The following is a 23079-nucleotide window of genomic DNA, read 5'->3' as shown; positions in this document are numbered from 1 at the left end:
GAATTTACAGAAAGGATGGTACACAACCCCGGAGCAGGCGGGCAGCGGCAACGGACTACTTTCGGTGGTGCAGCAGCTGGCGATGAGCCTGGGGGTGGCGGTGGCCGCGGCCTTGCTGGGCGGTTTCACCAGTCAGCACGGGGGTATGCCGGAGGCGGGTACGACGCTGGCAGCGTTTCACGCGACCTTCCTGTGCGTGGGTACTCTCACCTTGCTCTCGGGGCTCGTCTTCCTGCAGCTCGGCCCTGACGAGGGACGGCCGGGCGAGCTTCCCCGGTCGGACGAGTCGATCGGCGAAGGGTGAGATTTTTCTTGCGTCAGGAAGCAAGGTGCGCTATGATTGTAAAAGTTGTGCCACACAGTCGATGGAATCTCACCGGATCTTCCGATCCGCTTCTCCTGGGGACTGTCGCCACAGCCCCGTCGCGCTTGCGTGAATCTTCGTCGCGCTGCTCCTGATGCCGTATGCCACGGCAGCCTCGGTCTTTTGTTTCCGGGTTTCGGGCGAGCGCCCGCGCATTCGACGGTAACTCGCCGTGCCGCTGCCTTGTCGCGGCGGAAACGGCCTTTCCGACTCCGAAACTGGAATCATGATGACCGAAACCAACGTATCGACTCCTTCCCTTTCCTTCGCCGATCTGGGCCTGCCGGAGGCGCTCGTCGCCGCGGTGGCGCAAAGCGGCTACACGACGCCCACCGAAGTGCAGGCGCGCGCCATCCCGGCCGTGCTCGCCGGGGCCGACCTGCTCGCCTCCTCGCACACCGGCAGCGGCAAGACCGCGGCCTTCGCCCTGCCGCTCTTGGCGCGCCTGGCGCTGCCACGGCGCCACTCTGGGCACGGGGCTCGAGTGCTGGTGCTCACGCCCACCCGTGAGCTCGCACAGCAGGTGGAGAAATCCTTCCGCACCTACGGCCGCGGCCTGCGGCGCCTGAAGACCGTGGTGCTGGTGGGCGGCATGCCCTTCGGCCCGCAGCGGCGCGACCTCTCCGGCCCGGTGGACGTGATCGTGGCTACGCCCGGCCGCCTGATGGATCACATGCAGCAAAGAACCGTGTCGCTCGACGGCATCGAATCCTTGGTGCTCGACGAGGCCGACCGCATGCTCGACATGGGCTTCATCGACGATATCCGCGCCATCGCCGAATCCTTGCCCGCTTCGCGCCAGACGCTGCTCTTCTCCGCCACGCTCGACGGCGTGGTGGGGCGGCTCGCGCTCTCGCTCACGCATGAGCCGCAGCGCATCGAGATCACCACGACGCCGGTGCAGGAAGCCAAGATCGAGGAGCGGCTCATGCTCATCGATGGCTTCGAGCACAAGCATCGCCTGCTGGAAAAGATCCTGGGCGACGGCGAGCTGCAGCAGGCGGTGGTCTTCACGGCGACGAAGCGCAGCGCCGAGGAGCTCACCGAACGCATGATCGGCTGGGGCGTGCGCGCTGCGGCCTTGCACGGTGACATGACGCAGCGCGCGCGCACGCGCACGCTCGACCGGCTGCGCCGCGGCGAAGTGCAGGTGCTGGTGGCCACCGACGTGGCGGCGCGCGGCATCGACGTGGCCGGAATCAGCCACGTGATCAATTTCGATCCGCCGCGCCAGGCCGAGGACTACGTGCACCGCATCGGCCGTACTGGCCGCGCGGGGCGCAGCGGCGTGGCGATCACCCTCACGCACCCCAACGAGATGCGCACCATCGGCGCGATCGAGCGCTTCACCGGTAGGCGCTTGGCCGAGCACGTGATCGAGGGGCTGGAGCCGCGCGCACCGCGCCGTCCGGCCGGTGCGGGGCGTGGAGGGTTCGAGGGTTCGCGCGGAGGCAAACCCTCCGGTCCGCGCACCCCGGCGCCGCGGCGCAGCGAGGATTCTCCGCGACGCTGGGGCGATGCACCCCGCAGCCACGAAGGCCGGCAGGAGCGAGCGGCGGCCCCGCGTGCGTACGGCGAGACGGCGCCGCGCTCGGAGTTCGAGCGCCGGGTGCGGGGCGACGACGGCGATCGTCGCACCTTGGGCGTATCCGGCGAGCGCAAGCCGCGTAGCAGCTGGGGCAATAAAGACCAGCATCCCCAGCGCGACGGCGAAGGCTGGGGACGCCGCCGCCGCGATCGCTGAGCACGCGACCCTCGCTTGCGGCGAAGGCTGGGGGCGCTAGAATAGAGCCCTTCTCCCCCGGGAAGGGAAGGCCCTCATGTCTTCGCTGCGCCAACGATTCTTCGTCAATTTCTGGCCGCCGATCCCCACGCTCGTCGCGTTGGGGGTCGCTTCGGCCTATTATTTTGCCCTCACCGGCACTTTCTGGGCCGTCACTGGCGAGTTCACCCGCTGGGGAGGCCACGTGCTCGCCTGGTTCGGTCTGAATCCCCAGGAATGGAGTTACTTCAAACTGCTGGGATTGGAGGGCACGCCGTTCGATCGCGTCGACGGCGTGATGGTGCTCGGCATGTTCCTCGGGGCGCTGTGCTGCGCCCTGTGGGCGGGCAACGTGGGTCTGCGCCGCCCCACCAGCCTGCGCCGGCTCATGCAGGGGCTCATGGGCGGGATCATCGCCGGCTTCGGGGCGCGCCTGGCGATGGGCTGCAACCTCGCGGCCTTCTTCACCGGCATTCCCATGTTCTCGGTGCACGCCTGGGCCTTCATGTTTTCCACCGTCTTGGGGGCCTGGCTCGGCGTGAAGATCACCCTCTTGCCTTTTCTGCGCCATTCCCTGCGCGTGCAGGCCGGAGGCTCGACCCTGCCCGACCCGGAAGCGCTCGCGCGGCGAACCGAGCGGCAATGGCGCCTGGGCTGGGGCTTGCTCGCGCTCTCCTTGGCCTTGGCGGCCTGGCGCTTCGAAGCCTCGCTCGCGCTGGGGATGGCCTTTCTCTTCGGCCTGGCCTTCGGCGGCCTGATCGAACGGGGGCAGATCTGTTTCACCAGCGCCGCGCGCGACCTATGGACCACCGGCCGCACCAAGGTCGCTTATGGCATTTTGCTGGGCATGGCCGCCGCCTGCATTGGCACGTTTGCGGCGATCCGGCTCGGCGTGGCGCCCAAGATCTTCTGGATGGGCCCGAACGCGCTGCTGGGCGGCGTGCTCTTCGGCCTGGGTATCGTGCTCGCCGGCGGCTGCGAGACGGGCTGGATGTACCGGGCGATGGAAGGGCAGATGCATTTCTGGGTGGTGGGTGTCGGCAACGTGATCGGGGGAACGCTCGTGGCCGCTTTCTGGGACGAACTGGGCGGTGCGCTCGCCCTGCCTTATCCCAAGCTGAACCTGCTGGAGCTCTTCGGCCCCGTGGGTGGGCTCCTCGTCACCTATCTCGGTCTGGCGTTATCGCTCGCCCTCGTCGCCGCCAATGCCCGGCGGTTCTCTCATGCAAGGAAGACCCGATGAATACCGAACGCAAACCCGATCTCTCGCTCGACCTGCGCGGCGAGCATTGTCCCTACAACGCCATCGCCACCCTCGAGACCCTGCGCACCATGCAGCCGGGGCAACTCCTGGAGGTGGTGACCGATTGTTCGCAGTCCTTCCACGGCATTCCCGAAGATGCCACACGCCATGGCTACCATTGCCTGGCGGTGGAGCAGCATGGGCCGCTCTTTCGTTTCCTCATCGAGGTGCCGGCGCCCGACGCTGGGTGAAGCCGGTCTGGGTGGGGCAATGCTTCTGCCCGATCAGCGGCTGGGGGTACGCGCGGCGCGCACTTCGTCGGGGCGTAGCGCCGCGGCGTACTTGTCGAGCACGCCGTTGATGAACTTGTGTCCGTCGGTGCCGCCGTAGCGCTTGGTGAGTTCGATCGCCTCATTGAGGATCACCTTGTAGGCGGTCTCGGGGTGGGCGTGCAGTTCCACGGCGGCGATGAGCAGCACCGCATGTTCCACCGGCGAGAGCTCCTCGACGCGCCGGCGCAGGAAGGGGGTGAGTTCCGCGCGCCAGAGATCGGCGCGGGAGACGGCGCCGCGCAGCAGCTCCAGCATCAGCTCGTGGTCTGCCCCGGGAAAGTCTTCGTCGTGGGCGAGCTGTGCCTCGATCTGGGCGAGCGGGTTGTCGGACAAGAGCCACTGGTAGGTGCCTTTGAGGGCGAGCTCACGGGCGAGCCGCCGGCGCTGGCGGCGCGGGGCGCGGTCTTCTTCGGTGGGGGCGAGAAATTCTTCGTTCATCGGATCGCTTTACACAAGTTGGCCATTTCCACGGCGGCGCGGGCACAATCGCGCCCTTTCTCGCTCATGCGCGCGAGCGCCTGTTCGTCGGTGTCGGTGGTGAGTACGCCGTTGGCGATCGGCAGCCCCAGATCGAGCGCGACGCGGGTGATGCCGGCACCCATCTCGTTGGAGACGAGCTCGAAGTGGTAGGTTTCGCCGCGGATCACGGCGCCGAGCGCGATGAGCGCATCGAACCGCCCCGTGCGACCGAAGGTCTGTAGGGCGAGCGGCAGTTCGAGCGCGCCGGGGACGGTGGCCAGGCGCAGGTCGGCCGGATCCACGCCCAGGCGGCGCAGCTCGGCGACGCAGGCCGACAGCAGCCCCTCGCCGATATCCTGGTTGAAGCGGCTCATCACCACCGCGATGCGCAGACCCCGGCCGTCGAGGTTTTCATCATATTCGAAGATGTCGTCGTAACGGGCCATGGTTCATCCTTTCGCGGCAGGGGGATCTTCGAAGCCGGTGATCTCCAGCCCGAAGCCGGAGAGGTTGGGAAAACTCATCGGGTGCGACAGCAGGCGCATCTTGCCCACGCCCAGGGCGTGCAGGATCTGTGCGCCCACCCCGACCAGCCGCGGATCCCAGGCGCGGCGGCGCGCCGGCGTTTGCGTGAGCACTTCGAGTAGTTCCTGGCCGCTTTGCGGACGGTGCAGCATCACCATGACTCCGGCGGGGCTCGACGCGATGCGGCGCAGCGCCTCGGGCACCGGTACCGAATGGCCAGGGGCTTCGGGGGCGAGGAAGTCGAGCACCGAGATGGGCTCGTGCACCCGCACCAGGGTTTCGCGGTTTGCTTCGATCTCGCCGTGCGCCGCGGCGAAATGCACTTCGCCCGTGGTCTCGTCTTCGAAGGCGTAGAGGGTGAAGTCGCCGTAGGCGGTGGAGACGGTCCGCTCGGCCGCCTTGCGCACCAAGGTCTCGGTACGCAAGCGGTATTGGATGAGGTCGCGGATGGCGCCGATCTTCAGACCGTGTTTCTTGGCGAATTCGATGAGGTCGGGCAGACGCGCCATCGAGCCGTCTTCGTTGAGGATCTCGCAGATGACGGCGGCCGGTTCGAACCCAGCCAGTTGCGCCAGATCGCAGCCGGCCTCGGTGTGCCCGGCGCGGATGAGCACGCCGCCCTTGCGCGCCATGAGGGGGAAGATGTGCCCCGGCTGGACGATGTCTTCCGGCTTGGCGTGGCGGGCCACCGCCGCGCGCACGGTCTGCGCCCGGTCGTGCGCCGAGATGCCAGTGGTTACCCCGCGCGCCGCTTCGATCGAGGTGGTGAAGGCGGTTTCGTAGGGCGAGCGGTTGTCCTGCACCATGAGTTTGAGGCCGAGCTGCTTGCAGCGCTCTTCCGTGAGCGTCAGGCAGATGAGGCCGCGGCCGTATTTGGCCATGAAGTTGATCGCCTCGGGGGTGACGCATTCGGCCGCGAGCACGAGATCGCCCTCGTTTTCCCTTGCTTCGTCGTCGACGAGGATCACCATGTGGCCTTGGCGGATCTCGTCGATGATGGTCTCGATGGGGCTGATCCCTTCGCTCGCGGCGGGAAGCGCTGTGGAGGTATGGGGTTCGTTCATGAGGCGGGGTTCCTTCCAGCGTATTCGAGCACGCGCGCGCAGTAGCGCGCGAGCGGGTCGACTTCGAGATTGACGCGCGCGCCGGGCGAGAGGTTCTTGAGCGTGGTCTCCGCCAGGGTGTGCGGAATGAGGTTGATGGCGAAGGTGCAGGAGCCGTCGGGTTCGTCACGCACGGCATTGACGGTGAGGCTGACGCCATCGACGGCCACCGAGCCTTTGCGGGCGAGAAAAGGGGCAATCGCCGCCGGGGCGCGGATCTCGAGCAGCGTGCTACCGCCCACGGGAGCGAAGCGCTCGACCGTGCCGATGCCGTCGACGTGGCCGGTGACGAGGTGCCCGCCGAGCGCATCGCCCAGTCGCAGGGCTTTTTCGAGATTGAGCTCGCGTCCGGGTTCGTTCAAGCCCACCGAGCAGGCGAGCGTCTCGCCCGAGACGTCGTATTCGAGCACCGTCCCCTGCCGCGCCACCACGGTCAGGCACACGCCGCTGTGGGCGATGCTGTCGCCCAGGCGCACGTCCTCGAGCTCGAGCGCGCGCGAATCAACGGCGATGTGCACGCCATCGGCGAGTGGCGTGACGGTGAGCACGCGGCCGATGCCCATCACGATACCGGTAAACATGGCATTCTCGCAGATCGGCAAAGAGGGGATTTTACGGGAAAGCAGCCGGTTACGGGTAAAATCGGCCAAACCCTACACGGAGTAGAACCATGGCTCGCAATCAAGTTCCGCCGATGGATCCGGCCTCACTCTATCGCGAAGAGCTCTATCTCGACCGCCGCGTCGGCTCGATTCGCCGCCTGATCCCCGTCACCGTCGAGGGCGCACCCGATCCCGCCCGCGCGGAGGTCTTCAGCGGCTCGATCACCGTGATGACGCCCATGGGGGCTTTGCCCATCAGCTTCGAGATTGCGGCCAAGACCTTGGCCGAGGCGGTGGCCGGCTTTGCCGCAGCCGCCGAGAAGAAGATCGAGGAGACGATGGACGAGCTGCGCCGGCTGGAGCTGGAGCAATCCTCGCTGCTCGCGCAGAGCGCGCTGGCTGGCACCGACCTGCGCGGTGGCGGCCCCGGTGGGGCGGGCGGCCTGGGCGGTCTGGGCGGCGGAGGGCTTATCCTTCCCTGATGCGCGTCGCGCTTCGTCCCCATCCCGAGTCCGCGGCGCTCGGCGAGTTCGTCCTGGAGGTCGAGCTCGAGCGCCAGGAGGGAGCGCTTCTGCTCGGCTACACCCTGCAGGGGGAGCTGGAGCGACTGCGCCTCCCCGATGTCGGCGCGGTCCTGCCGCTGCAGCGGTTGTGGGCGCACACCTGCTTCGAGCTCTTTCTCGCCCGTGAAGGCGGCGGTTACCGCGAATTCAACTTCTCGCCCAGCGGCCAATGGGCGTTCTACGCTTTTTCCGCCTATCGCCAACCCACACCAACGCCGGAACCTCCCGCTCCTTGCCAGCGCTGGCACCGTGCGCCGAGCTGCCTGAGCCTTCGAGTTCGCCTCTCCCCTGAATCTTTGCCCTCCGGACGGGGGGCGCTGCGCCTGGGCCTTGCCGCCGTGCTCGAAGGGCATGGGGGAGCATTTTCCTGGTGGGCGCTGGCGCATCCGCCGGGTCGGCCGGACTTCCATGCACCCGAAGGGTTCGCGCTGCGGTGGGAGGGGTGAGGCTTCTTGAGCGGGGGGCGCGGCTTCGGTATTGACAGCGAGCCTCTTTCGCGCGACAGTCAAAATAAATTGCAGAGGCCACCGCATGGCCTGGAAGAGGGGGAGCATGGAGACGAGGGATCGTGGGGTGCCGGGCCCGTTGGCGCCGCTGCTCGAGGCGCACCGCGGTCGGCCGGGGGCATTGCTGCCGCTCTTGCACGCGGTGCAGGAGGCGGTGGGGTATGTCCCTCCCGCTTGGGTGCCGTCCATCGCCGAGGCGCTCGATCTGTCGCGCGCCGAAGTTCATGGCGTGATCCGCTTCTATCCCCATTTCCGTCAAACGCCTGCCGGTGCGCATCGCGTGGTGCTGTGTCGGGGGGAATCCTGTCTCGCCCGCGGCGCCGAGGCGCTGATCGCGCAGGCCGAGCAGCGTCTGGGTGTGCCCCTGGGTGGAGACACGCCCGACGGCCGCTTTTCCCTGGAGGGCGTCTATTGCCTGGGGTTGTGCGGCTGCTCGCCGGCGGCGATGCTCGACGGGCAGGTCCATGGCCGGCTCACGCCGCAGCGGCTCGACGCGCTTCTGGCGACGGCGCAGGAGCGGCCATGAATCCGCCCCGGGAAACCCCGACGGTGGTCTATGTGCCGCGCGATGCGGCGGCGCTGGCCGTGGGCGCCGACGTGGTGGCCGGGGCGATCCACGCCGAGGCCGCGCGGCGCGCCTTGCCGGTGCAGATCAAGCGCACCGGTTCGCGCGGTCTCTTCTGGCTCGAGCCGCTCGTCGAGGTGGCCACGCCGCAGGGGCGTATCGCCTATGGGCCGGTGCAACCGGAAGACGTGCCCGATCTCTTCACAGCCGGTTTCCTCTCCGGCGCGTCGCATCCCTTGCGCCTCGGTTCTCCCGAGGCCCTGCCGTATCTGCAGGGACAGGATCGTCTCCTGCACGCCCGCCTGGGCGTGATCGAGCCCGACCGTGTGGACGACTATCTCGCCACGGGGGGCTATCGCGCTCTGGAGCAGGCGCTCGCGTTGGAGCCGCCCGAGCTCGTCGCGCAGGTGCAGCGTTCGGGGCTGCGCGGGCGCGGCGGCGCGGCCTTTCCGGCCGGCATCAAATGGGACACGGTGCGCCGCGCTCCCGGTCCGACGAAATACGTGGTGTGCAATGCCGACGAGGGCGATTCCGGCACCTTCGCCGATCGCATGGTGCTGGAGGGCGATCCGTTCTCGCTGATCGAAGGCATGACCATCGCCGCACTCGCGGTGGGTGCCACCCAGGGCTACGTCTATCTGCGCGTGGAATATCCCCATGCGTATCGCACCCTGACGGCAGCGATCGAACTGGCCCGGGCCCGCGGTTATCTGGGGCCGGACGTATGCGGCAGCGGGCGCGCCTTCGAGCTGGAGGTACGCGTGGGCGCCGGGGCCTACGTCTGCGGCGAGGAGACGGCGCTGCTCGAAAGCCTCGAAGGCAAGCGGGGTCTGGTGCGGGCCAAGCCGCCGCTGCCGGCCCTGGCCGGACTTTTCGGCCGCCCTACCTTGGTGCATAACGTCCTCACCCTCGCCACCGTGCCGGTGATCCTGGCCGAGGGCGCCGAAGCCTACCGCGACTACGGCTGCGGCAACTCGCGCGGCACGCTTTCACTGCAACTGGCGGGAAACGTGCGCCGTCCCGGTCTGGTCGAGAAAGCGTTTGGGATGAGCCTGGGTGAGCTCCTCTACGACTACGGCGGCGGCACCGCCAGCGGCCGGCCGATCCGCGCGGTACAAGTCGGCGGGCCGCTCGGTGCCTACCTCTCGCCTTCGCACTTCGACCTGCCGCTCGACTATGAAACCTTCGCCGCGGCAGGGGCCATGCTGGGACACGGCGGCATCGTGGTGTTCGACGATACCGTGGACATGGCGCGCATGGCGCGGCACGCCTTCGCGTTTTGCGCCGACGAATCCTGTGGCAAGTGCACGCCCTGCCGCATCGGCTCGGTGCGCGGACGCGAGGCGCTCGAGCGCGTGCTCGCCGGGGGACCTGTCGAAGCCGAACTCGCCCTGGTGCGCGAGCTCGCCGCGACGATGCGCGATGCCTCGCTGTGCGCTCTGGGCGGCATGACGGCGTATCCCGTACTGAGCGCACTCGAGCATTTTCCCGAGGATTTCACGGCGCGCGCCCGCTCTGGGCGTCCGGTACAGGGGTAACGGCCATGCGTTTGTGCGACGACGATCTCGGCACGCCCGCCCGCTTGGGTGCTGCCACCGTGCGGCTGACGATAGACGGGCGGACGGTGGAGGCGCCCGAGGGCACTTCCCTCCTGCGCGCCGCGGCGCAGGCCGGTATCCGCATCCCCCGGCTGTGCGCGAGCGAGCGGCTCGAACCTTTCGGCTCCTGTCGCTTGTGTCTGGTGCAGATCGAAGGCGGGCGGGGCTATCCTGCGTCTTGCACCACCCCCGTGGCCGAGGGCATGGTGGTGCATACCCACACCCCTCGTGTGACCGAGCTGCGGCGCGGCGTGATGGAACTCTATTTGTCCGACCATCCCCTCGATTGCCTCACCTGCAGTGCCAACGGGGATTGTGAGTTGCAGGAGATGGCCGCCCTGGTGGGCGTGCGCCGTATCCGCTATCCCGCCGGCGGACAGAAGCACGCCGGAATGCCGGTCGATGGCAGCAACCCCTATTTCGCTTTCGATGCCGAGAAGTGCATCGTGTGCGCCCGCTGCGTGCGCGCCTGCGACGAGATCCAGGGGAGTTTCGCCTTGACCGTGGCCGGGCGCGGTTTCGCCGCCGCCGTCACCGCGGGGCAGGGCGAGGGGTTCCTCGGTTCCGAATGCGTTTCGTGCGGCGCCTGCGTACAAGCCTGCCCTACGGCGGCGCTCATGGAAAAGCGCGTGATCGAGGAAGGATTGCCCGAGCGCGCCGTCGTCACCACCTGCGCCTATTGTGGCGTGGGCTGTTCCTTCCGCGTGGAACTCAAGGGCGAGGTGCCGGTACGCTTGGTGCCGGACGGGCGCGGCCGCGCCAACGAGGGTCATTCCTGCGTCAAGGGGCGTTTCGCCTTCGGGTACGCCACGCACCCGGACCGGGTCAGAAGCCCGCTGGTGCGCGGCTCGATCGACGAGCCCTGGCGGGAAGTGGGCTGGGACGAGGCCATCGCCCACGTGGCGGCCGAATTCCGCCGCATTCAGGCGCGCTACGGACGCGAGGCCATCGGCGCCGTGGCCTCCAGCCGCTGCACCAACGAAGAGGTCTATCTGGTGCAGAAACTCGTACGCGCGGCCTTCGGCAACAACAACGTCGACAACTGCGCCCGCGTGTGCCATTCCCCCACGGGCTACGGCCTGAAGCGCACCTTTGGCGAGTCGGCTGGAACGCAGGATTTCGCCTCGGTCGATCACGCCGATGTCATCATGGTGATCGGCGCCAACCCCACCGAGGCCCACCCGGTGTTCGGCGCGCGGCTCAAACGCCGCCTGCGCCAGGGCGCCCGGCTGATCGTGATCGACCCGCGCACTACCGGCCTGGTGCATGGCCCCCACGTGCGCGCCGAGTACCACCTGGCGCTGCGCCCTGGAACGAACGTGGCCCTACTCAATGCCATGGCGCACGTGATCGTCACCGAGGGTCTGGTCGACGAATCCTTCGTGGCGCAACGCTGCGAGGCCGACTCCTTCGCCCGGTGGCGCGCCTTCATCGCCGATCCTCGCCACGCCCCCGAGGCCGTCGAGGCCGAAACGGGCGTGGCGGCCGAGCAGGTTCGCGCCGCCGCCCGGTGCTATGCCAGCGCCGACAACGCCGCCATCTACTACGGCCTGGGCGTGACCGAACACAGCCAGGGGGCCACGACGGTGATGGCCATCGCCAACCTGGCCATGGCCACCGGCAACATCGGCCGCCCCGGAGTGGGGGTCAATCCGCTCAGGGGGCAGAACAACGTGCAGGGGGCCTGCGACATGGGGGCTTTCCCCCATGAGTTGCCTGGATATCGGCATGTGTCCGAACCCGTCGCCCGGGCTGCGTTCGAGGCTCATTGGGGGGTGACGATTTCCCCGGAGCCGGGGCTGCGCCTGCCGCACATGCTCGCCGAGGCGCGCGAAGGGCGTTTCAAGGGGATCTACATCCAGGGCGAGGACCTGGCGCAGTCCGAACCGGATCTCGAGCACGTGCATGCCGCCCTCGAGGCGATGGAATGCGTCGTGGTGCAGGATCTCTTCCTCAACGAGACGGCCCGCTATGCACACGTGTTCTTGCCCGGTGCTTCCTTTCTCGAGAAGGACGGCACCTTCACCAACGCCGAACGGCGCATCTCGCGGGTGCGCCGCGCCATCCCGCCTTTGGCAGGGCTCGAGGATTGGGAGATCACGCAGCGGCTGGCGCAGGCCATGGAATACCCCATGGCCTATTCCCACCTCTCCGAGATCATGGACGAGATCGCGCGCCTCACGCCGCAATTCTCCGGGGTGAGTTACACGCTGCTCGAACGGCTGGGTAGCGTCCAGTGGCCCTGTAACGAAGAAGCGCCGCACGGCACGCCGCTGATGCATCGAGAGCGGTTCGTGCGCGGCGAAGGCAGTTTCGTGCTCACCGAATACGTTCCCACGAGCGAGCGGCCCGACGGGCGGCGGGAACTGCTTCTCACCACCGGCCGTGTGCTGGCGCAGTACAACGTCGGCACCCAGACCCGACGCACGGCCAATGGGGTGTGGTGCAGCGCAGACGTGCTGGAGATCCACCCCCAGGACGCGGAGGCGCGCGGCATCGCCGAGGGAGACGAAGTGTGCATCGAAAGCCGGATGGGGCAGACCCGTCTGCGCGCCAAGGTAAGCGAACGGGTACGGCCCGGGGTGGTCTTCACCACCTTCCATTTTCCCGCCTCGAAGACCAACGTCTTGGTGACCGATGGTTCGGACTGGGCCACCAACTGTCCGGAATACAAGGTCGTGGCGGTTCGGGTCGAGCGTGTCGCAGGAGCTTCGGCGTGAATCCGGCCGAAAACCTCCGATCCGAGGCTGTGGCCGTGCCTTCTGCGGCTTACCGGGCGCGCCTGCTCGCGATGCTCGAGCGCGTCTGTGCCAATTGCCGCGCCGAGCCGGACCCGGTGGCCACCGTGCTCGAGCATCTGCGGCGATTCTGGCACCCCTGGCTGCGCCAGGCGCTGACCGCGCTCGACGCGCAAGAGCGTGCGCAGGCGAGCGAGACGGCGCGGCAGGTGCTGGAGCGGCTAGACGCCGGCTGACCCTTCCTTCACCCTTCGAGCAGGTACGGCCGCCATTGCTTGGCAAAGGAGCAGCGCCCAATGGCGACGAGCGGCCTAAAGAGCGGGGCGATCTGCTCGTCGCGGTAGCCGGCGATGCCGCAACCGACGCGGGTGATGAAGAAACGCAGCTGCGGATGCTCGGCGACGAACTGGATGAAGCGCTCGACGTAGCGCTCGATCTCTTCGAGCGGCAGGACCTCGAAGTTCTCGTCCAGCGTGGGGATGGCGAAGGAGTGCCGCGGCGGGGTGCCCATGTAGCCCCAGCCTACGCCCATTTGGGCGCCGAAGCGGCGTACCGCCTCGGCCGCGGCGCCTCCGCCGTGCCGGCCGGCGAGGTTGGCGCCGAAGACGAAGACTTCGCCGTGCTGGGGTATGCTGCCGTCGGGGTGGAAGGTGATGCCGTCGTCTTGACTCATAGCGTTTCCTCCGCGGATCTCCGGTTCAGTGCATGCCCGGCCGCGTCATGGCGAGCGGATCGACCCAGCGGTCGAACTCTTCGGCCGTGAGGTATCCCAGCTCGACGGCCGCCTGCTTGAGCGTCTTGCGCTCGGCCGCGGCTTTCTTGGCGATGGCGGCGGCCTTGTCGTAGCCGATGTGGGGGTTGAGCGCCGTGACCAGCATGAGATTGCGTTCGAGGTGCTCGCGGATGCGCTCGCGGTTGGGCTGCATGTCGCGGGCGCAGTAGCGCTCGAAGGCGAGGATGGACTGCGACAGCAGTTCGATGCTCTCGAGCGCCGCGTGCGCCATGAGGGGTTTATAGACGTTGAGCTGGAAGTTGCCCTGGTTGCCGGCAAAGGCGATGGCCGTGTCGTTGGCGAAGACGCGCACGCACACCATGGTGAGCGCCTCGCACTGGGTGGGATTGACCTTGCCCGGCATGATGGAGCTACCGGGCTCGTTGGCCGGCAGGATCAGCTCGCCGATGCCTGCATCCGGCCCCGAGGCGAGCCAGCGCACGTCGTTGGCCATCTTGAAGAGCGCATTGGCGAGGGTGCGCAGGGCCGCCGAGACGTTGACCAGCGCGTCGTGCGCGGCGAGCGCAGCGAAGCGGTTGCGCGCGCTGCGAAAGGGAAGGCCTGTCTCGCGCGCGATGTATTCGGCGCATACTTCCCCGAAGTGCGGATGGGCGTTGAGCCCGGTGCCCACGGCCGTGCCGCCGATGGCCAACTCGTGCAAGCCCTCTTCGGCCAGGCGCAGGAAGGCGAGGGCGTCCTCGATCTGCGCCACCCAGGAGCCGATCTCCTGCCCCAGGGTGATGGGGGCGGCGTCCATGAGGTGGGTGCGTCCGGTCTTGACGAGTTCGGCGTATTCCTCGGCCTTGCGCGCCAGCGTATCGCGCAGCGTCTCCACCGCCGGATAGAGGTGGCGGCGCAGTTCGAGCACCGTGGCCACGTACATCGCCGTGGGGAAGGTGTCGTTCGAGGACTGGCCGCGGTTGACGTGATCGTTGGGATGCACCGGGGATTTACTTCCCAAGGGCTGGCCGGCGAGCTCGTTGGCGCGGTTGGCGATGACTTCGTTGGCGTTCATGTTGCTGTGCGTGCCGCTGCCGGTCTGGAAGACGACGAGGGGGAAGTGCTCGTCGAGCTTTCCTTCGATCACTTCCTGGGCAGCGCGCACGATGAGCTCGGCCAGATCCCGCGGCAATTCCCCCAGCTCGGCATTGGCCTGCGCTGCCGCTTTCTTGAGGATGCCGAAGGCGCGGATGACGGGCAGCGGCATGCGGTGGTTCTTCACGCCGATGGGGAAATGCTCTAGCGAGCGCTGCGTCTGCGCGCCCCAGTAGCGGTCGGCCGGGACCCAGACTTCTCCCAGCGTGTCGGTTTCGCGGCGTTTGTCCATATGTCCGACTCCTCTTTCGGCGGTAACGGTCGTTTTCATTGTAGGATAGCCCTTGCCGCGCCTCACAGGGATTGCGCCGCCAGAGGAGGAAAGAAGATGGCTGAAAACAGTGACCCATCGATGACCGAGAATGCGGTGCGTTTGGCGCTGCGCCGCGTGGCCATCGACACCTACCGCGAGAACGTCGCCTATCTGCACCGCGAGTGTTCGGTGGTGCGCGCCGAGGGGTTCCAGGCGCTGGCGAAGATCGAGGTGGGGCAGGACGGCGAGCGGCACGTCCTCGCCACGCTCAATGTGGTCGACGATGATCGTCTGGTGGGCGTGGGCGAGATCGGGCTCTCGCTCGAGGCCTTCGCCCAGCTGGGCTTGCCCGAGGGGGCGCTGGTGACGGTGGCGCAGGCCGAGCCGCCGGAATCCATGGGCGCCTTGCAGCGCAAGCTCGCCGGCGAGCGTCTGCGTTCCCAAGAATTCTTGGGCATCGTGCGCGACATCGCCGAGCGGCATTATTCCAAGATCGAGCTCACTGCCTTCGTGGTGGCTACGCACCACAACGAGCTCGACCGCGAGGAGGTGTATTTCCTCACCGACGCTATGACGAAAGTCGGACGGCGGCTCGACTGGCACGAGCGCCCGGTGGTCGACAAGCACTGCATCGGCGGCATCCCCGGCAACCGCACTTCCATGCTGGTGGTGCCCATCGTGGCGGCGCATGGAATGCTCTGCCCCAAGACGTCTTCGCGCGCCATCACCTCGCCGGCCGGTACCGCCGACACCATGGAGGTGCTCGCCGAAGTCGAGCTGCCGTTCGAGAAGATGGAGCAGATCGTGCGCCAGCTGCGCGGCTGTCTCGCCTGGGGCGGAACGGCGGATCTGTCCCCGGCCGACGACGTGCTCATCTCGGTGGAACGGCCCCTGGCGATCGATGCCCCGGGGCAGATGGTGGCTTCCATTCTCTCAAAGAAAGTGGCAGCGGGCTCGACGCACCTCGTGCTCGACATCCCATTGGGGCCGACGGCCAAGGTGCGCTCGATGCGTGAGGCGCTGCAACTGCGCAAGCTGTTCGAGTACGTGGCGCGCCGCCTGGGGCTGGTGATCGACGTGGTCATCACCGACGGGCGCCAGCCGGTGGGATTCGGCATCGGGCCGGTGCTGGAGGCGCGCGACGTGATGCGCGTGCTGGAGAATGACCCGCTCGCACCCATCGATCTGCGCCAGAAAGCGCTGCGGCTCGCCGGCCGGGTGATCGAGTTCGACCCGGACGTGCGCGGCGGCGAAGGGTTCGCCATCGCCCGCGACATCCTCGACTCGGGTCGGGCGCTTGCCAAGATGCGCGCCATCATCAAGGCGCAGGGGGAAAAACCCTTCGATCATCACGCTCCGCCGCTGGCCTCGCAATGGTTCGAGGTGACTGCGCCCGCCGACGGCGTCGTGGTCGACATCGACAACCTGCATCTGGCGCAGATCGCCCGCCAGGCCGGCGCGCCCAAGGTCAAGGGCGCGGGCGTGGATCTCTTCAAGAAACTGGGCGATCCGGTCACTCAGGGCGAACCTCTCTATCGAGTTTATGCCCAGTATCCGGCCGATCTGGTATTCGCGCGGCGCAGCTGCGAACGGGCCACGGGCTACCGCATCGGGGTCGCCTCCGACATCGTCGAAGTCTATACGGAGTTCTGATGCTGCTCTTTTTCCCCGAGGAAGAGGGTTTCGCCCGGCGGCTGGCCGCAGCGACCGGCTTGGAAGCGGCGCCGATCGAGCGTCACCGTTTCCCCGACGGGGAGATCAAGTTGCGCCTGCCCGAGCGGCTACCGGAGAAGGTGGTGCTGCTGCGCGGGCTCGATCGTCCCAACGAGAAGCTCGTCGAACTGCTGCTCGCCAGTGCCGGTCTGCACGAAGCCGGCGTGCGGCGCATCGTGCTGGTGGCGCCCTATTTCCCCTATCTGCGGCAGGACAAGGCGTTTGCCCCGGGCGAAGTGGCGAGTGCTTTCGTGGTGGGGCGCTTCGTCGCCTCCTGCGTCGAGGCGCTCGTCACCGTCGATCCGCACCTGCACCGCATCGCCCGGCTCGACGAGGCCGTTCCGGTGACGCCGGCGCTCGCCTTGTGCGCCGCGCCGCTGCTGGGCGAACTCGCGGCGCGTGAGCGGGGGCGGCCGCTCCTCGTCGGCCCCGACGAGGAGTCGCGCGCCTGGGTGGAGGCGGCGGCGCACGCCTCGGGCTTGGAATACGCCGTGGGGCGAAAGGAACGGCGCGGCGACCGGGATGTGGCGGTGACCCTGCCCGAGGGGCTGAACGTGCGCGGCCGGGCGGCGGTGGTGCTCGACGACGTGGCGAGCACCGGGCGCACGCTCGCTCAGGCCGTGCGGGCTCTGCGCTCGGCGGGGGCGGCGACGGTAGACGTGGCGGTGACCCACGCCCTTTTCGTCGAAGATGCCCTGGAGACGGTGCGCGCGGCCGGTGCCGGAGCGATCTGGAGCACCGACACCATCGCGCATCCCACGAACGCCGTGAGCGTGGCGCCGCTGATCGCGCAGGCGCTCGCTGCCCTGTTGCGCTAGCCGTTCGCCTCTTCTGATCGCGGCATGGCCACGAGTAGGCTGCAGGGCAGGGAGTCGAGCAGCGAGTGCCCGACCGAGCCGTGCCACCAGCGATCGAGCGGCCCCCGCCGGCGGTGACCGACCACCACCAGATCGGCTTCGACTTCTGCGGCATACTCCCCGATCACCGGTGCGGCCTCGCCCACGCGGATGACGCCATCGACCTCCAGCCCGGCGTCCTTGAAGCGCTCGATGCCTTCCTGGAGGATGCGGCGGGTGCGGGCGCAATCTTCGTCGAGGCAGTCTTCGGGCACCACTACTTGCGCATACTTGGCTTCCCGTGGCACCGCCATCACGGCGAGCAGGTGGCAGCGCGCCCCCACGAGTCTGGCGAGCTCGATGCCTTCGGCCAAGGCCGCCTGCCCTTCGGCGCTGCCGTCGTAGGCGAACACGATGGTACGGTAAGTCATGATGCCTCCTGATGTGGCCTGACGTTCAGTGTAGCCGGTGCGGCGTTGCATCGCCGTTTCAGCGGCGCCCTTTCATCAAATAGCCCGGCAGCAGTGACAGCAGGAACACGATGCCGACGATGGCGAAACCGTCGCTGTAGGCCATGCTCTGGGCTTTGGCCGCGAGCACCTTGTCGAGAAAATTCAAGGCGCCCCCCATCTGGTAGACGTACGCAGCGGGCACGCCGGCCATCGCGTTGATTTGTTCGATCAGCTGGATCACGTACATCGTCGTGCTGTTGGCCTCGGTCTGCGTGGCGGTGAGCGCTGCGGAATGGAAAGCGAAACGGATCTCCACGGCGGCCGACAGCAGGCTCACGCCGAACGCGCCGCCGAGCTGGCGCATGAAGTTGATCGTCCCCGTCCCCTGGGCGAGCAGTTCGGCAGGGAGCGCCGAGAGCGCCCCGGCGTTCAGGGCCGGCATCATCACGCCGAGCCCGATGCGCCCCAGCAGCACCATCAGCGCCATGTCCCAGAAAGGGATGTCGACGTCGATTTCGTAGAGGAGTAGGTTCGAGAGTCCGAAGAGGAAAAGGCCGGCGCAGACCAGCAGATAGGCGGGCAGCCGGTCGGTGAGTCGCCCGGCGATGGGAAAAACGAGGCCGAGGACGAGTCCTGCCGGCATCAGCAACAGCCCCGAGCGCGTCGGCGTATAGCCCTGCACGGTCTGCAGGAAGAGTGGGATGAGGTAGGTCGAGCCGTACAGCCCCGCCCCATAGAGAAAAGCGACGAGCGAGGCGGCGCTGTAGCGACGAAAGGCGAACACGCGCAGGCTCACCAAGGGCTCGGCGCGGCGCGCGAGCCAGACGATGAAGGAGAGGAAGAGGGCAAGGCTCAGTGCCCCTGTGCCGACGATGATGTCCGAATTCCACCCCTCGCGCTGCCCGTTGGCGAGCGCGTAGAGCGAAGTGACGAGGAAGGCGGCGAGCAGCACGAATCCGAAGGAATCGAAACGGCGCCGTTTGCCGCCGCTCAACCGCGTAGGCAGGAAGATGGTACCCAGCAGCATGCCGAGAAAGGAGGTGGGCAGCCCCATGTAGAAGACGTAGCGCCAGTCGTAGTTGTCGATGAGCCAGCCACCCAGCACCGGGCCGACCGCCGGCGCGAGCACCACGCCGATGCCGTAGATGCCCATGGCGGTGCCGCGTTCCTCGGGCGGAAAGACGCGAAAGATCATGATCATCGCCAGCGGCTGGATGATGCCGGCGGCGATCCCCTGGGCGACGCGGGCGAAGGTGAGCACGTTCTCGTTGGGCGCGAGCCCTCCGAGCACCGAGGCGGCGGCAAAAAGGGCCATGGAGCCGACGAAGGTGGCCCGGATGCCGATGGCGTCGTTGAGCCAGGCGTTGACGAGCATGGAGGCGGTCATCGCCGCGAGGAACCCGGTCGACATCCATTGCGCCTGGTCCTGGCCGATGCCGAAGGCGCCCATGATGTCGGGCAGCGCCACGTTCACGATGGTCGAAGAGAGCACGACCGTGATCGTGCCCATGAGCGTCGTCGTGATGACGAACCAGCGATAGGCCGATCCAAAGCGCTCGAAGAAACCGGAGAGTTCGTCAGTGGCGGACATCGATCGACACCACGGCCATCATGCCGGGTTTGAGGAGCCCGTCTTCCTGCTTCACGCGGATGCGCACCGGGATGCGCTGGGTGATCTTGGTGAAGTTGCCGGAAGGGTTGGGATTGGGCAAGAGCTGAAAGGTGCTGGTGGCGGCGTTGCCGATCAGCCAGACTTCGCCGTGGAAAACCCGGCCGGGGATGCCGTCGATCGTCACTTCCACCGGCTGCCCCGGGCGCACGTCGGCGATCTTGGTCTCCTTGATGTTGGCTTCGACCCAGACGGCCTCGGGATCGTGAATGAGCATCACGCGCTGGCTGGCGGAGACGTAGTCGCCTTCGTTGGAAAACGTGCGGTCGACCACGCCGTCGATGGGGGCGGTGAGGGTGAGGTCTTCAAGGTTAAGCCGGGCGAGGTCGCGCTCGGCCAGCACCTGGTCGCGATGCACTCTGGCCTGTTCGAGCTGGCGTTCGAGCGAGCCGAGTCGGGCATCGGCACGCGCCCGCGCCAGTCGGGCCTTGGCGGCTTCGAGGTTGGCCTGGGCGCTGGCCTCGTTCTGCTTGGCGACCTTGTAGGCGTTTTCGGCATGCTCGGCCTCTTGCTCGGGCACGGCGTGCAATTTCACCAGCGCGGCGCTGCGTCGGTAGTCGCTCTCGGCGTTGGCGCGCTGGATCTGCGCCGCCTTGAGGGCTTCTTCGGCCGTCTTCACGCCGCTCTCGGCTTCCATGACGGCGGCTTGGGTAGAGGCGCGCTGCTCGGCGAGGAGGTGTTCCAGCCGCTCGATTTCCTTCTCGGCGGCTCCGAGCGCCGCCTCCTGGGACTGCGCCTGCAGACGGAAGGGATTGCGGTAGAACACCGCCAGGGTCTGCCCTTTCTGGATGCGATCCCCCTCCATCACTGGGCGTTCGACCAGCCAGCCTGGGAGGCGCGGGGCGATGGTGATCATTTCGGTGGCTACGCGGGCGTCGATCTCTTCGACGTGGGTGAGGCGGTAGTGGACGATGCTGCCGATCCAGGCGATGAGCGCGAGCGATGCAAGGAGGATGGATGCGCGGCGGATCCTGGGATGGGCGGCGAGGGTGGACTTGACGTTCTTGACGCGGTCAATCATGGAGGTTCTCGAGTTTTTGGCGTAGCTGCGATAGGACTTCAGCGGCGATGGCCACGCGCGCAGGATCGATGCCGGCGAGCAGCCGCTCGCGCAGCGCCTGGGCGATCACGGTGACTTCGTGTTGCAGCGTCTTGGCCTTGGCGGTGGGGACGACGCGTTTGGCGCGCCGATCGCCGAGGACGTCGCGGCGTTCGATCCAGCCGTTGGCCTGCAGGCGGTCGAGCAGGCGCACGAGGGTCGAGCCTTCGATTCCCACTTTGCGCGCGAGCGCGGTCTGCGTGAGCCCTTCTTCGGGCAACTTGATCAGCACCAGCCATTGCGACTGCGACAGGCCAAGATGGCGCAGTCGCCGGTCGAGCTCGGTTCGCCAGGAGCGGGCGACCTCATGCAGGAGAACGCCGAAGTGGTCGGTCGTGTTCATCGTCATTATTGGCTAACTAATTTAAGCCATTATAACGATCCTTTTGTTCCAAGATCAATCCTGTCGGCGTCATGGTCTTTGCGAGGCCAGCTCGCCTTGACATCCCCGGGTAGGCACGCTATGGTTTGGTTAAACGATACGGCGCCGATTTGAGCCTCAGCTTGCGGGCGCCTTACAAATGCAGCTAAAGCGGGAGCGCCCGGCGCCCGCATGTCGCCGGGCTTTTTCGTTTTTGGGAGCCGCCGCATGACGCATCCTCGTTCCGTCGGCTTCGTCGAAGCGCAAAAAGCGCATTTCGACGAGCCGCTGCCGCTCAAGGCCGGGCGGGTTCTGCCGCAGTACGATCTGGTCTACGAGACCTACGGGACACTGAACGCCGCACGCAACAACGCCGTGCTCGTGTGCCATGCGCTGTCGGGTTCGCACCACGTCGCCGGGGTCTATCGGGACGATCCGCACAACGTCGGCTGGTGGGACAATCTCGTCGGGCCGGGCAAACCGCTCGACACCGAGAAATTCTTCGTGATCGGGGTGAACAACCTCGGCGGCTGTTTCGGCTCGACCGGGCCGGTGTCGATCAATCCGGCCACCGGCAAGCCTTGGGGAGCGGATTTTCCTTTCGTGACGGTGGAGGATTGGGTCAACGCCCAGGCGCGGCTCGCCGATCGGCTGGGCATCGAACGCTTCGCCGCGGTGATCGGCGGCTCGCTCGGCGGGATGCAGGCACTCTCCTGGTCGCTGCAGTATCCCGAGCGCGTGCGTCACGTACTGGCGATCGCCACCGCCCCCAAGCTCTCGGCGCAGAACATCGCCTTCAACGAGGTGGCGCGCCAGGCCATCCTGTCGGACCCGGATTTCCACGGCGGCAATTACTACGAGCACGGCGTGGTGCCCAAGCAGGGGCTGAGGCTGGCGCGCATGATCGGGCACATCACCTATTTATCGGACGACGCCATGGCCGAGAAATTCGGCCGGGCATTGCGCCACGGCATCATGCGCTACTCCTACGACATTGAGTTCGAGATCGAGTCCTATCTGCGCTACCAGGGGGACAAGTTCGCGCGCTTCTTCGATGCGAACACGTACCTCCTCACTACCCGGGCGCTGGACTACTACGATCCGGCGGCCGACTATGGCGGGGATCTGGCGGCGGCTTTCGCGCGCGCCGAGGCGGCTTTCCTCGTGGTGGCCTTCACCACCGACTGGCGCTTCTCGCCGGCGCGCAGCCGCGAGATCGTCTCGGCGCTGGTGCACTCGGAGAAAGACGTGTGCTACGCCGAGATCGACAGCAAGGCCGGGCACGATTCCTTCCTGCTGGAGCACCCGCGCTACCACGCGGTGCTGCGCGCCTACTTCAACCGGATCGAGGTGTGACCATGGCGATTTCCGACCGCGAACCCGGGCGCCGTTCGACCCTGCGCCCCGACCTCGTGGCGCTCACCGAATGGATCGCTCCGGGCGAGCGCGTGCTCGACTTGGGCTGCGGCGACGGGGTGCTGCTGCGACACCTCATCGACACCAAGGGGGTGGTGGGCTACGGCATCGAGAACGATCCAGCGCGCATCGTCGCCTGCATCGAGCGCGGCATCAACGTGATCCAGAGCGACCTCGACGAGGGGCTCGCCGACCTGCAGGACGGGCATTTCGACCACGTCATCATGAGCCAGGCGCTGCAGGCGATGCACAACACGCAGGGCATCTTGCAGGAGATGCTGCGCGTGGGGCACGAGGCGATCGTGAGTTTCCCCAACTTCGCCTTCTGGAAGCACAGGAAGAGCATCCTCGAGGGGCACATGCCCGTCTCGGAGAGCCTGCCGCACCAGTGGTTCAACACGCCCAACGTGCGCTTCTTCACCGTGGCCGATTTCACCACGCTGTGCGGGTTGCTCGACATCGAGGTGCGCGAATGGCGCGGCTTCGACGATCAGGGCCGACCGGTACAGGAGGAACTCAATTTCCTTGCGGCGCTGGCGATCGCCCGCATCGGCCGGCGCGCTTGAGGCCGGAGGCCGCAGGGCAGGAACGGAGGCTCGCCCGCATTCCTGCGGCCCAGGGGGAAAGTTCAGCCGACGGTGAAATTCTCGACGTCGATGCGCGCCACCGGCCGATCGAGCAGGCGCGCCACCACCTGGGCGAAGGTCTGGGCCCATTCGCCGCCTTCGGCAAAGCGCGCCTCTCCGGCGCATTTGGCCAGGTTGAGGATCAGATCGACCACGAGCACCTTGCCCATGGGATTGGGGGCGTCGCACTCGAGCGCTTCCATTTCCCGTACCAACCAGTCGCGGGCGACGTTGCGATCGAGCGCTTCGACCGCCTCGGCGTTGGTGTAGAACTCATACTCGCGGTCGGGCCCGAAGACCACCTTGACGACGTAGGACATGGGAACTCCTCCTGTTGCGCTGATGATGAAAAATGTTTGAAGATATTTTTGCTTGTCTGCGCATTGTAGACGATAGCTGCCGCAGGGCGCAGAAGAAGGCGGCGTTC

Annotated in this window: 24 protein-coding genes, 1 pseudogene and 1 riboswitch; of the genes and pseudogenes, 14 read left to right on the top strand and 11 right to left on the bottom strand. The window is 67.2% G+C overall.

Annotated elements, in window-relative coordinates; genetic code table 11:
- The 4 genes and pseudogenes from OA56_RS01535 to yedF form a co-directional block, all read left to right on the top strand.
- Positions 1 to 304: pseudogene (locus OA56_RS01535) on the top strand (hypothetical protein); the annotation flags it as partial.
- A 286-nt stretch (positions 305 to 590) separates the two neighbouring features.
- Positions 591 to 2108 (top strand): DEAD/DEAH box helicase, encoded by a 1518-nt coding sequence (locus tag OA56_RS01530; protein ID WP_461583232.1) that lies wholly within the window; start codon positions 591 to 593, stop codon positions 2106 to 2108.
- A 76-nt stretch (positions 2109 to 2184) separates the two neighbouring features.
- Positions 2185 to 3369: a selenium metabolism membrane protein YedE/FdhT gene (yedE, locus tag OA56_RS01525; RefSeq protein WP_461583231.1), complete on the top strand. Its 1185-nt coding sequence runs from the start codon at positions 2185 to 2187 to the stop codon at positions 3367 to 3369.
- Positions 3366 to 3620, top strand: coding sequence for a sulfurtransferase-like selenium metabolism protein YedF (yedF, locus tag OA56_RS01520; RefSeq protein WP_055423376.1), 255 nt, complete (start codon positions 3366 to 3368; stop codon positions 3618 to 3620). Before yedE ends, yedF begins: the two co-directional genes overlap by 4 nt.
- 33 nt (positions 3621 to 3653) lie before the next feature.
- On the opposite strand, the gene nusB is transcribed toward yedF, so the two are convergent.
- From nusB to OA56_RS01500, 4 genes are read right to left on the bottom strand one after another with little or no spacing between them, the layout of a single operon-like run.
- Positions 3654 to 4139 carry a transcription antitermination factor NusB gene (gene nusB, locus OA56_RS01515; RefSeq protein WP_141056260.1) on the bottom strand — a complete coding sequence of 162 codons (486 nt, stop codon included), beginning with the start codon at positions 4137 to 4139 and terminating at the stop codon, positions 3654 to 3656.
- Complete coding sequence (gene ribH / locus OA56_RS01510; RefSeq protein ID WP_461583230.1) at positions 4136 to 4606, bottom strand: 6,7-dimethyl-8-ribityllumazine synthase; 471 nt, start codon at positions 4604 to 4606, stop codon at positions 4136 to 4138. Before ribH ends, nusB begins: the two co-directional genes overlap by 4 nt.
- 3 nt (positions 4607 to 4609) lie before the next feature.
- Complete coding sequence (gene ribBA / locus OA56_RS01505) at positions 4610 to 5749, bottom strand: bifunctional 3,4-dihydroxy-2-butanone-4-phosphate synthase/GTP cyclohydrolase II (RefSeq protein WP_461583229.1); 1140 nt, start codon at positions 5747 to 5749, stop codon at positions 4610 to 4612.
- Positions 5746 to 6369 carry a riboflavin synthase gene (locus OA56_RS01500; protein WP_461583228.1) on the bottom strand — a complete coding sequence of 208 codons (624 nt, stop codon included), beginning with the start codon at positions 6367 to 6369 and terminating at the stop codon, positions 5746 to 5748. Before OA56_RS01500 ends, ribBA begins: the two co-directional genes overlap by 4 nt.
- A gap of 89 nt (positions 6370 to 6458) precedes the next feature.
- On the opposite strand from OA56_RS01500, the gene OA56_RS01495 reads away from it, so the two are divergent.
- From OA56_RS01495 to OA56_RS01470, 6 genes are all read left to right on the top strand, one after another.
- A complete protein-coding gene (locus tag OA56_RS01495; RefSeq protein WP_072247931.1) occupies positions 6459 to 6872 on the top strand; it encodes a hypothetical protein in 414 nt (137 codons plus the stop codon).
- On the top strand, positions 6872 to 7399 hold the full coding sequence (locus OA56_RS01490) for a DOMON-like domain-containing protein (RefSeq protein ID WP_055423370.1): 528 nt from the start codon (positions 6872 to 6874) through the stop codon (positions 7397 to 7399). Before OA56_RS01495 ends, OA56_RS01490 begins: the two co-directional genes overlap by 1 nt.
- 106 nt (positions 7400 to 7505) lie before the next feature.
- The gene (locus OA56_RS01485; protein WP_055423369.1) at positions 7506 to 7985 is read left to right on the top strand and encodes a formate dehydrogenase subunit gamma; all 480 of its coding nucleotides are present in this window, start codon (positions 7506 to 7508) and stop codon (positions 7983 to 7985) included.
- The gene (locus OA56_RS01480; RefSeq protein ID WP_141056265.1) at positions 7982 to 9562 is read left to right on the top strand and encodes a formate dehydrogenase beta subunit; all 1581 of its coding nucleotides are present in this window, start codon (positions 7982 to 7984) and stop codon (positions 9560 to 9562) included. The genes OA56_RS01485 and OA56_RS01480 overlap by 4 nt, the downstream gene beginning before the upstream one ends.
- A gap of 5 nt (positions 9563 to 9567) precedes the next feature.
- On the top strand, positions 9568 to 12342 hold the full coding sequence (fdhF, locus tag OA56_RS01475; RefSeq protein ID WP_461583227.1) for a formate dehydrogenase subunit alpha: 2775 nt from the start codon (positions 9568 to 9570) through the stop codon (positions 12340 to 12342).
- A complete protein-coding gene (locus tag OA56_RS01470) occupies positions 12339 to 12596 on the top strand; it encodes a formate dehydrogenase subunit delta (RefSeq protein WP_055423367.1) in 258 nt (85 codons plus the stop codon). The genes fdhF and OA56_RS01470 overlap by 4 nt, the downstream gene beginning before the upstream one ends.
- Before the next feature lie 8 nt (positions 12597 to 12604).
- Here the strand turns inward: OA56_RS01470 and OA56_RS01465 are convergent, their stop codons facing one another.
- Both OA56_RS01465 and fumC read right to left on the bottom strand, forming a co-directional pair.
- A complete protein-coding gene (locus tag OA56_RS01465; protein ID WP_461583226.1) occupies positions 12605 to 13033 on the bottom strand; it encodes an A1S_2505 family phage non-structural protein in 429 nt (142 codons plus the stop codon).
- Between the two features lie 25 nt (positions 13034 to 13058).
- Complete coding sequence (fumC, locus tag OA56_RS01460) at positions 13059 to 14459, bottom strand: class II fumarate hydratase (RefSeq protein ID WP_141056268.1); 1401 nt, start codon at positions 14457 to 14459, stop codon at positions 13059 to 13061.
- A gap of 96 nt (positions 14460 to 14555) precedes the next feature.
- Here fumC and OA56_RS01455 point away from each other — a divergent pair, with 96 nt between their 5' ends.
- Complete coding sequence (locus tag OA56_RS01455; protein ID WP_461583225.1) at positions 14556 to 16133, top strand: thymidine phosphorylase family protein; 1578 nt, start codon at positions 14556 to 14558, stop codon at positions 16131 to 16133.
- Positions 16133 to 17011: a ribose-phosphate diphosphokinase gene (locus OA56_RS01450; RefSeq protein ID WP_141056270.1), complete on the top strand. Its 879-nt coding sequence runs from the start codon at positions 16133 to 16135 to the stop codon at positions 17009 to 17011. Before OA56_RS01455 ends, OA56_RS01450 begins: the two co-directional genes overlap by 1 nt.
- Here OA56_RS01450 and OA56_RS01445 read toward each other — a convergent pair.
- From OA56_RS01445 to OA56_RS01430, 4 genes are read right to left on the bottom strand one after another with little or no spacing between them, the layout of a single operon-like run.
- Positions 17008 to 17460 (bottom strand): universal stress protein, encoded by a 453-nt coding sequence (locus OA56_RS01445; protein WP_461583224.1) that lies wholly within the window; start codon positions 17458 to 17460, stop codon positions 17008 to 17010. The two genes, OA56_RS01450 and OA56_RS01445, sit on opposite strands and share 4 nt — an antisense overlap.
- A gap of 58 nt (positions 17461 to 17518) precedes the next feature.
- Positions 17519 to 19072, bottom strand: coding sequence for a DHA2 family efflux MFS transporter permease subunit (locus OA56_RS01440; protein WP_141056272.1), 1554 nt, complete (start codon positions 19070 to 19072; stop codon positions 17519 to 17521).
- Positions 19059 to 20171 (bottom strand): HlyD family secretion protein, encoded by a 1113-nt coding sequence (locus tag OA56_RS01435; RefSeq protein ID WP_461583223.1) that lies wholly within the window; start codon positions 20169 to 20171, stop codon positions 19059 to 19061. Before OA56_RS01435 ends, OA56_RS01440 begins: the two co-directional genes overlap by 14 nt.
- The gene (locus OA56_RS01430) at positions 20164 to 20592 is read right to left on the bottom strand and encodes a MarR family winged helix-turn-helix transcriptional regulator (protein ID WP_461583222.1); all 429 of its coding nucleotides are present in this window, start codon (positions 20590 to 20592) and stop codon (positions 20164 to 20166) included. Before OA56_RS01430 ends, OA56_RS01435 begins: the two co-directional genes overlap by 8 nt.
- Before the next feature lie 131 nt (positions 20593 to 20723).
- Positions 20724 to 20801: riboswitch (SAM riboswitch) on the top strand.
- Between the two features lie 37 nt (positions 20802 to 20838).
- Between OA56_RS01430 and metX the strand changes: the two genes are divergently transcribed.
- Together metX and metW are read left to right on the top strand one after the other, a co-directional pair.
- Entirely contained in the window at positions 20839 to 21966 is a 1128-nt protein-coding gene (gene metX / locus OA56_RS01425) for a homoserine O-succinyltransferase MetX (protein WP_461583221.1), read from the top strand.
- A 2-nt stretch (positions 21967 to 21968) separates the two neighbouring features.
- Positions 21969 to 22592, top strand: coding sequence for a methionine biosynthesis protein MetW (metW, locus tag OA56_RS01420; RefSeq protein ID WP_461583220.1), 624 nt, complete (start codon positions 21969 to 21971; stop codon positions 22590 to 22592).
- Between the two features lie 62 nt (positions 22593 to 22654).
- On the opposite strand, the gene OA56_RS01415 is transcribed toward metW, so the two are convergent.
- Positions 22655 to 22972, bottom strand: coding sequence for a hypothetical protein (locus OA56_RS01415; protein WP_055423356.1), 318 nt, complete (start codon positions 22970 to 22972; stop codon positions 22655 to 22657).
- Positions 22973 to 23079: the final 107 nt, after the last annotated feature.

It is taken from the genome of Tepidiphilus sp. HLB4 (assembly GCF_054823945.1).
Note: the sequence above shows the minus strand (reverse complement) of the source record. Positions and strands in the feature narration are given on the sequence as shown.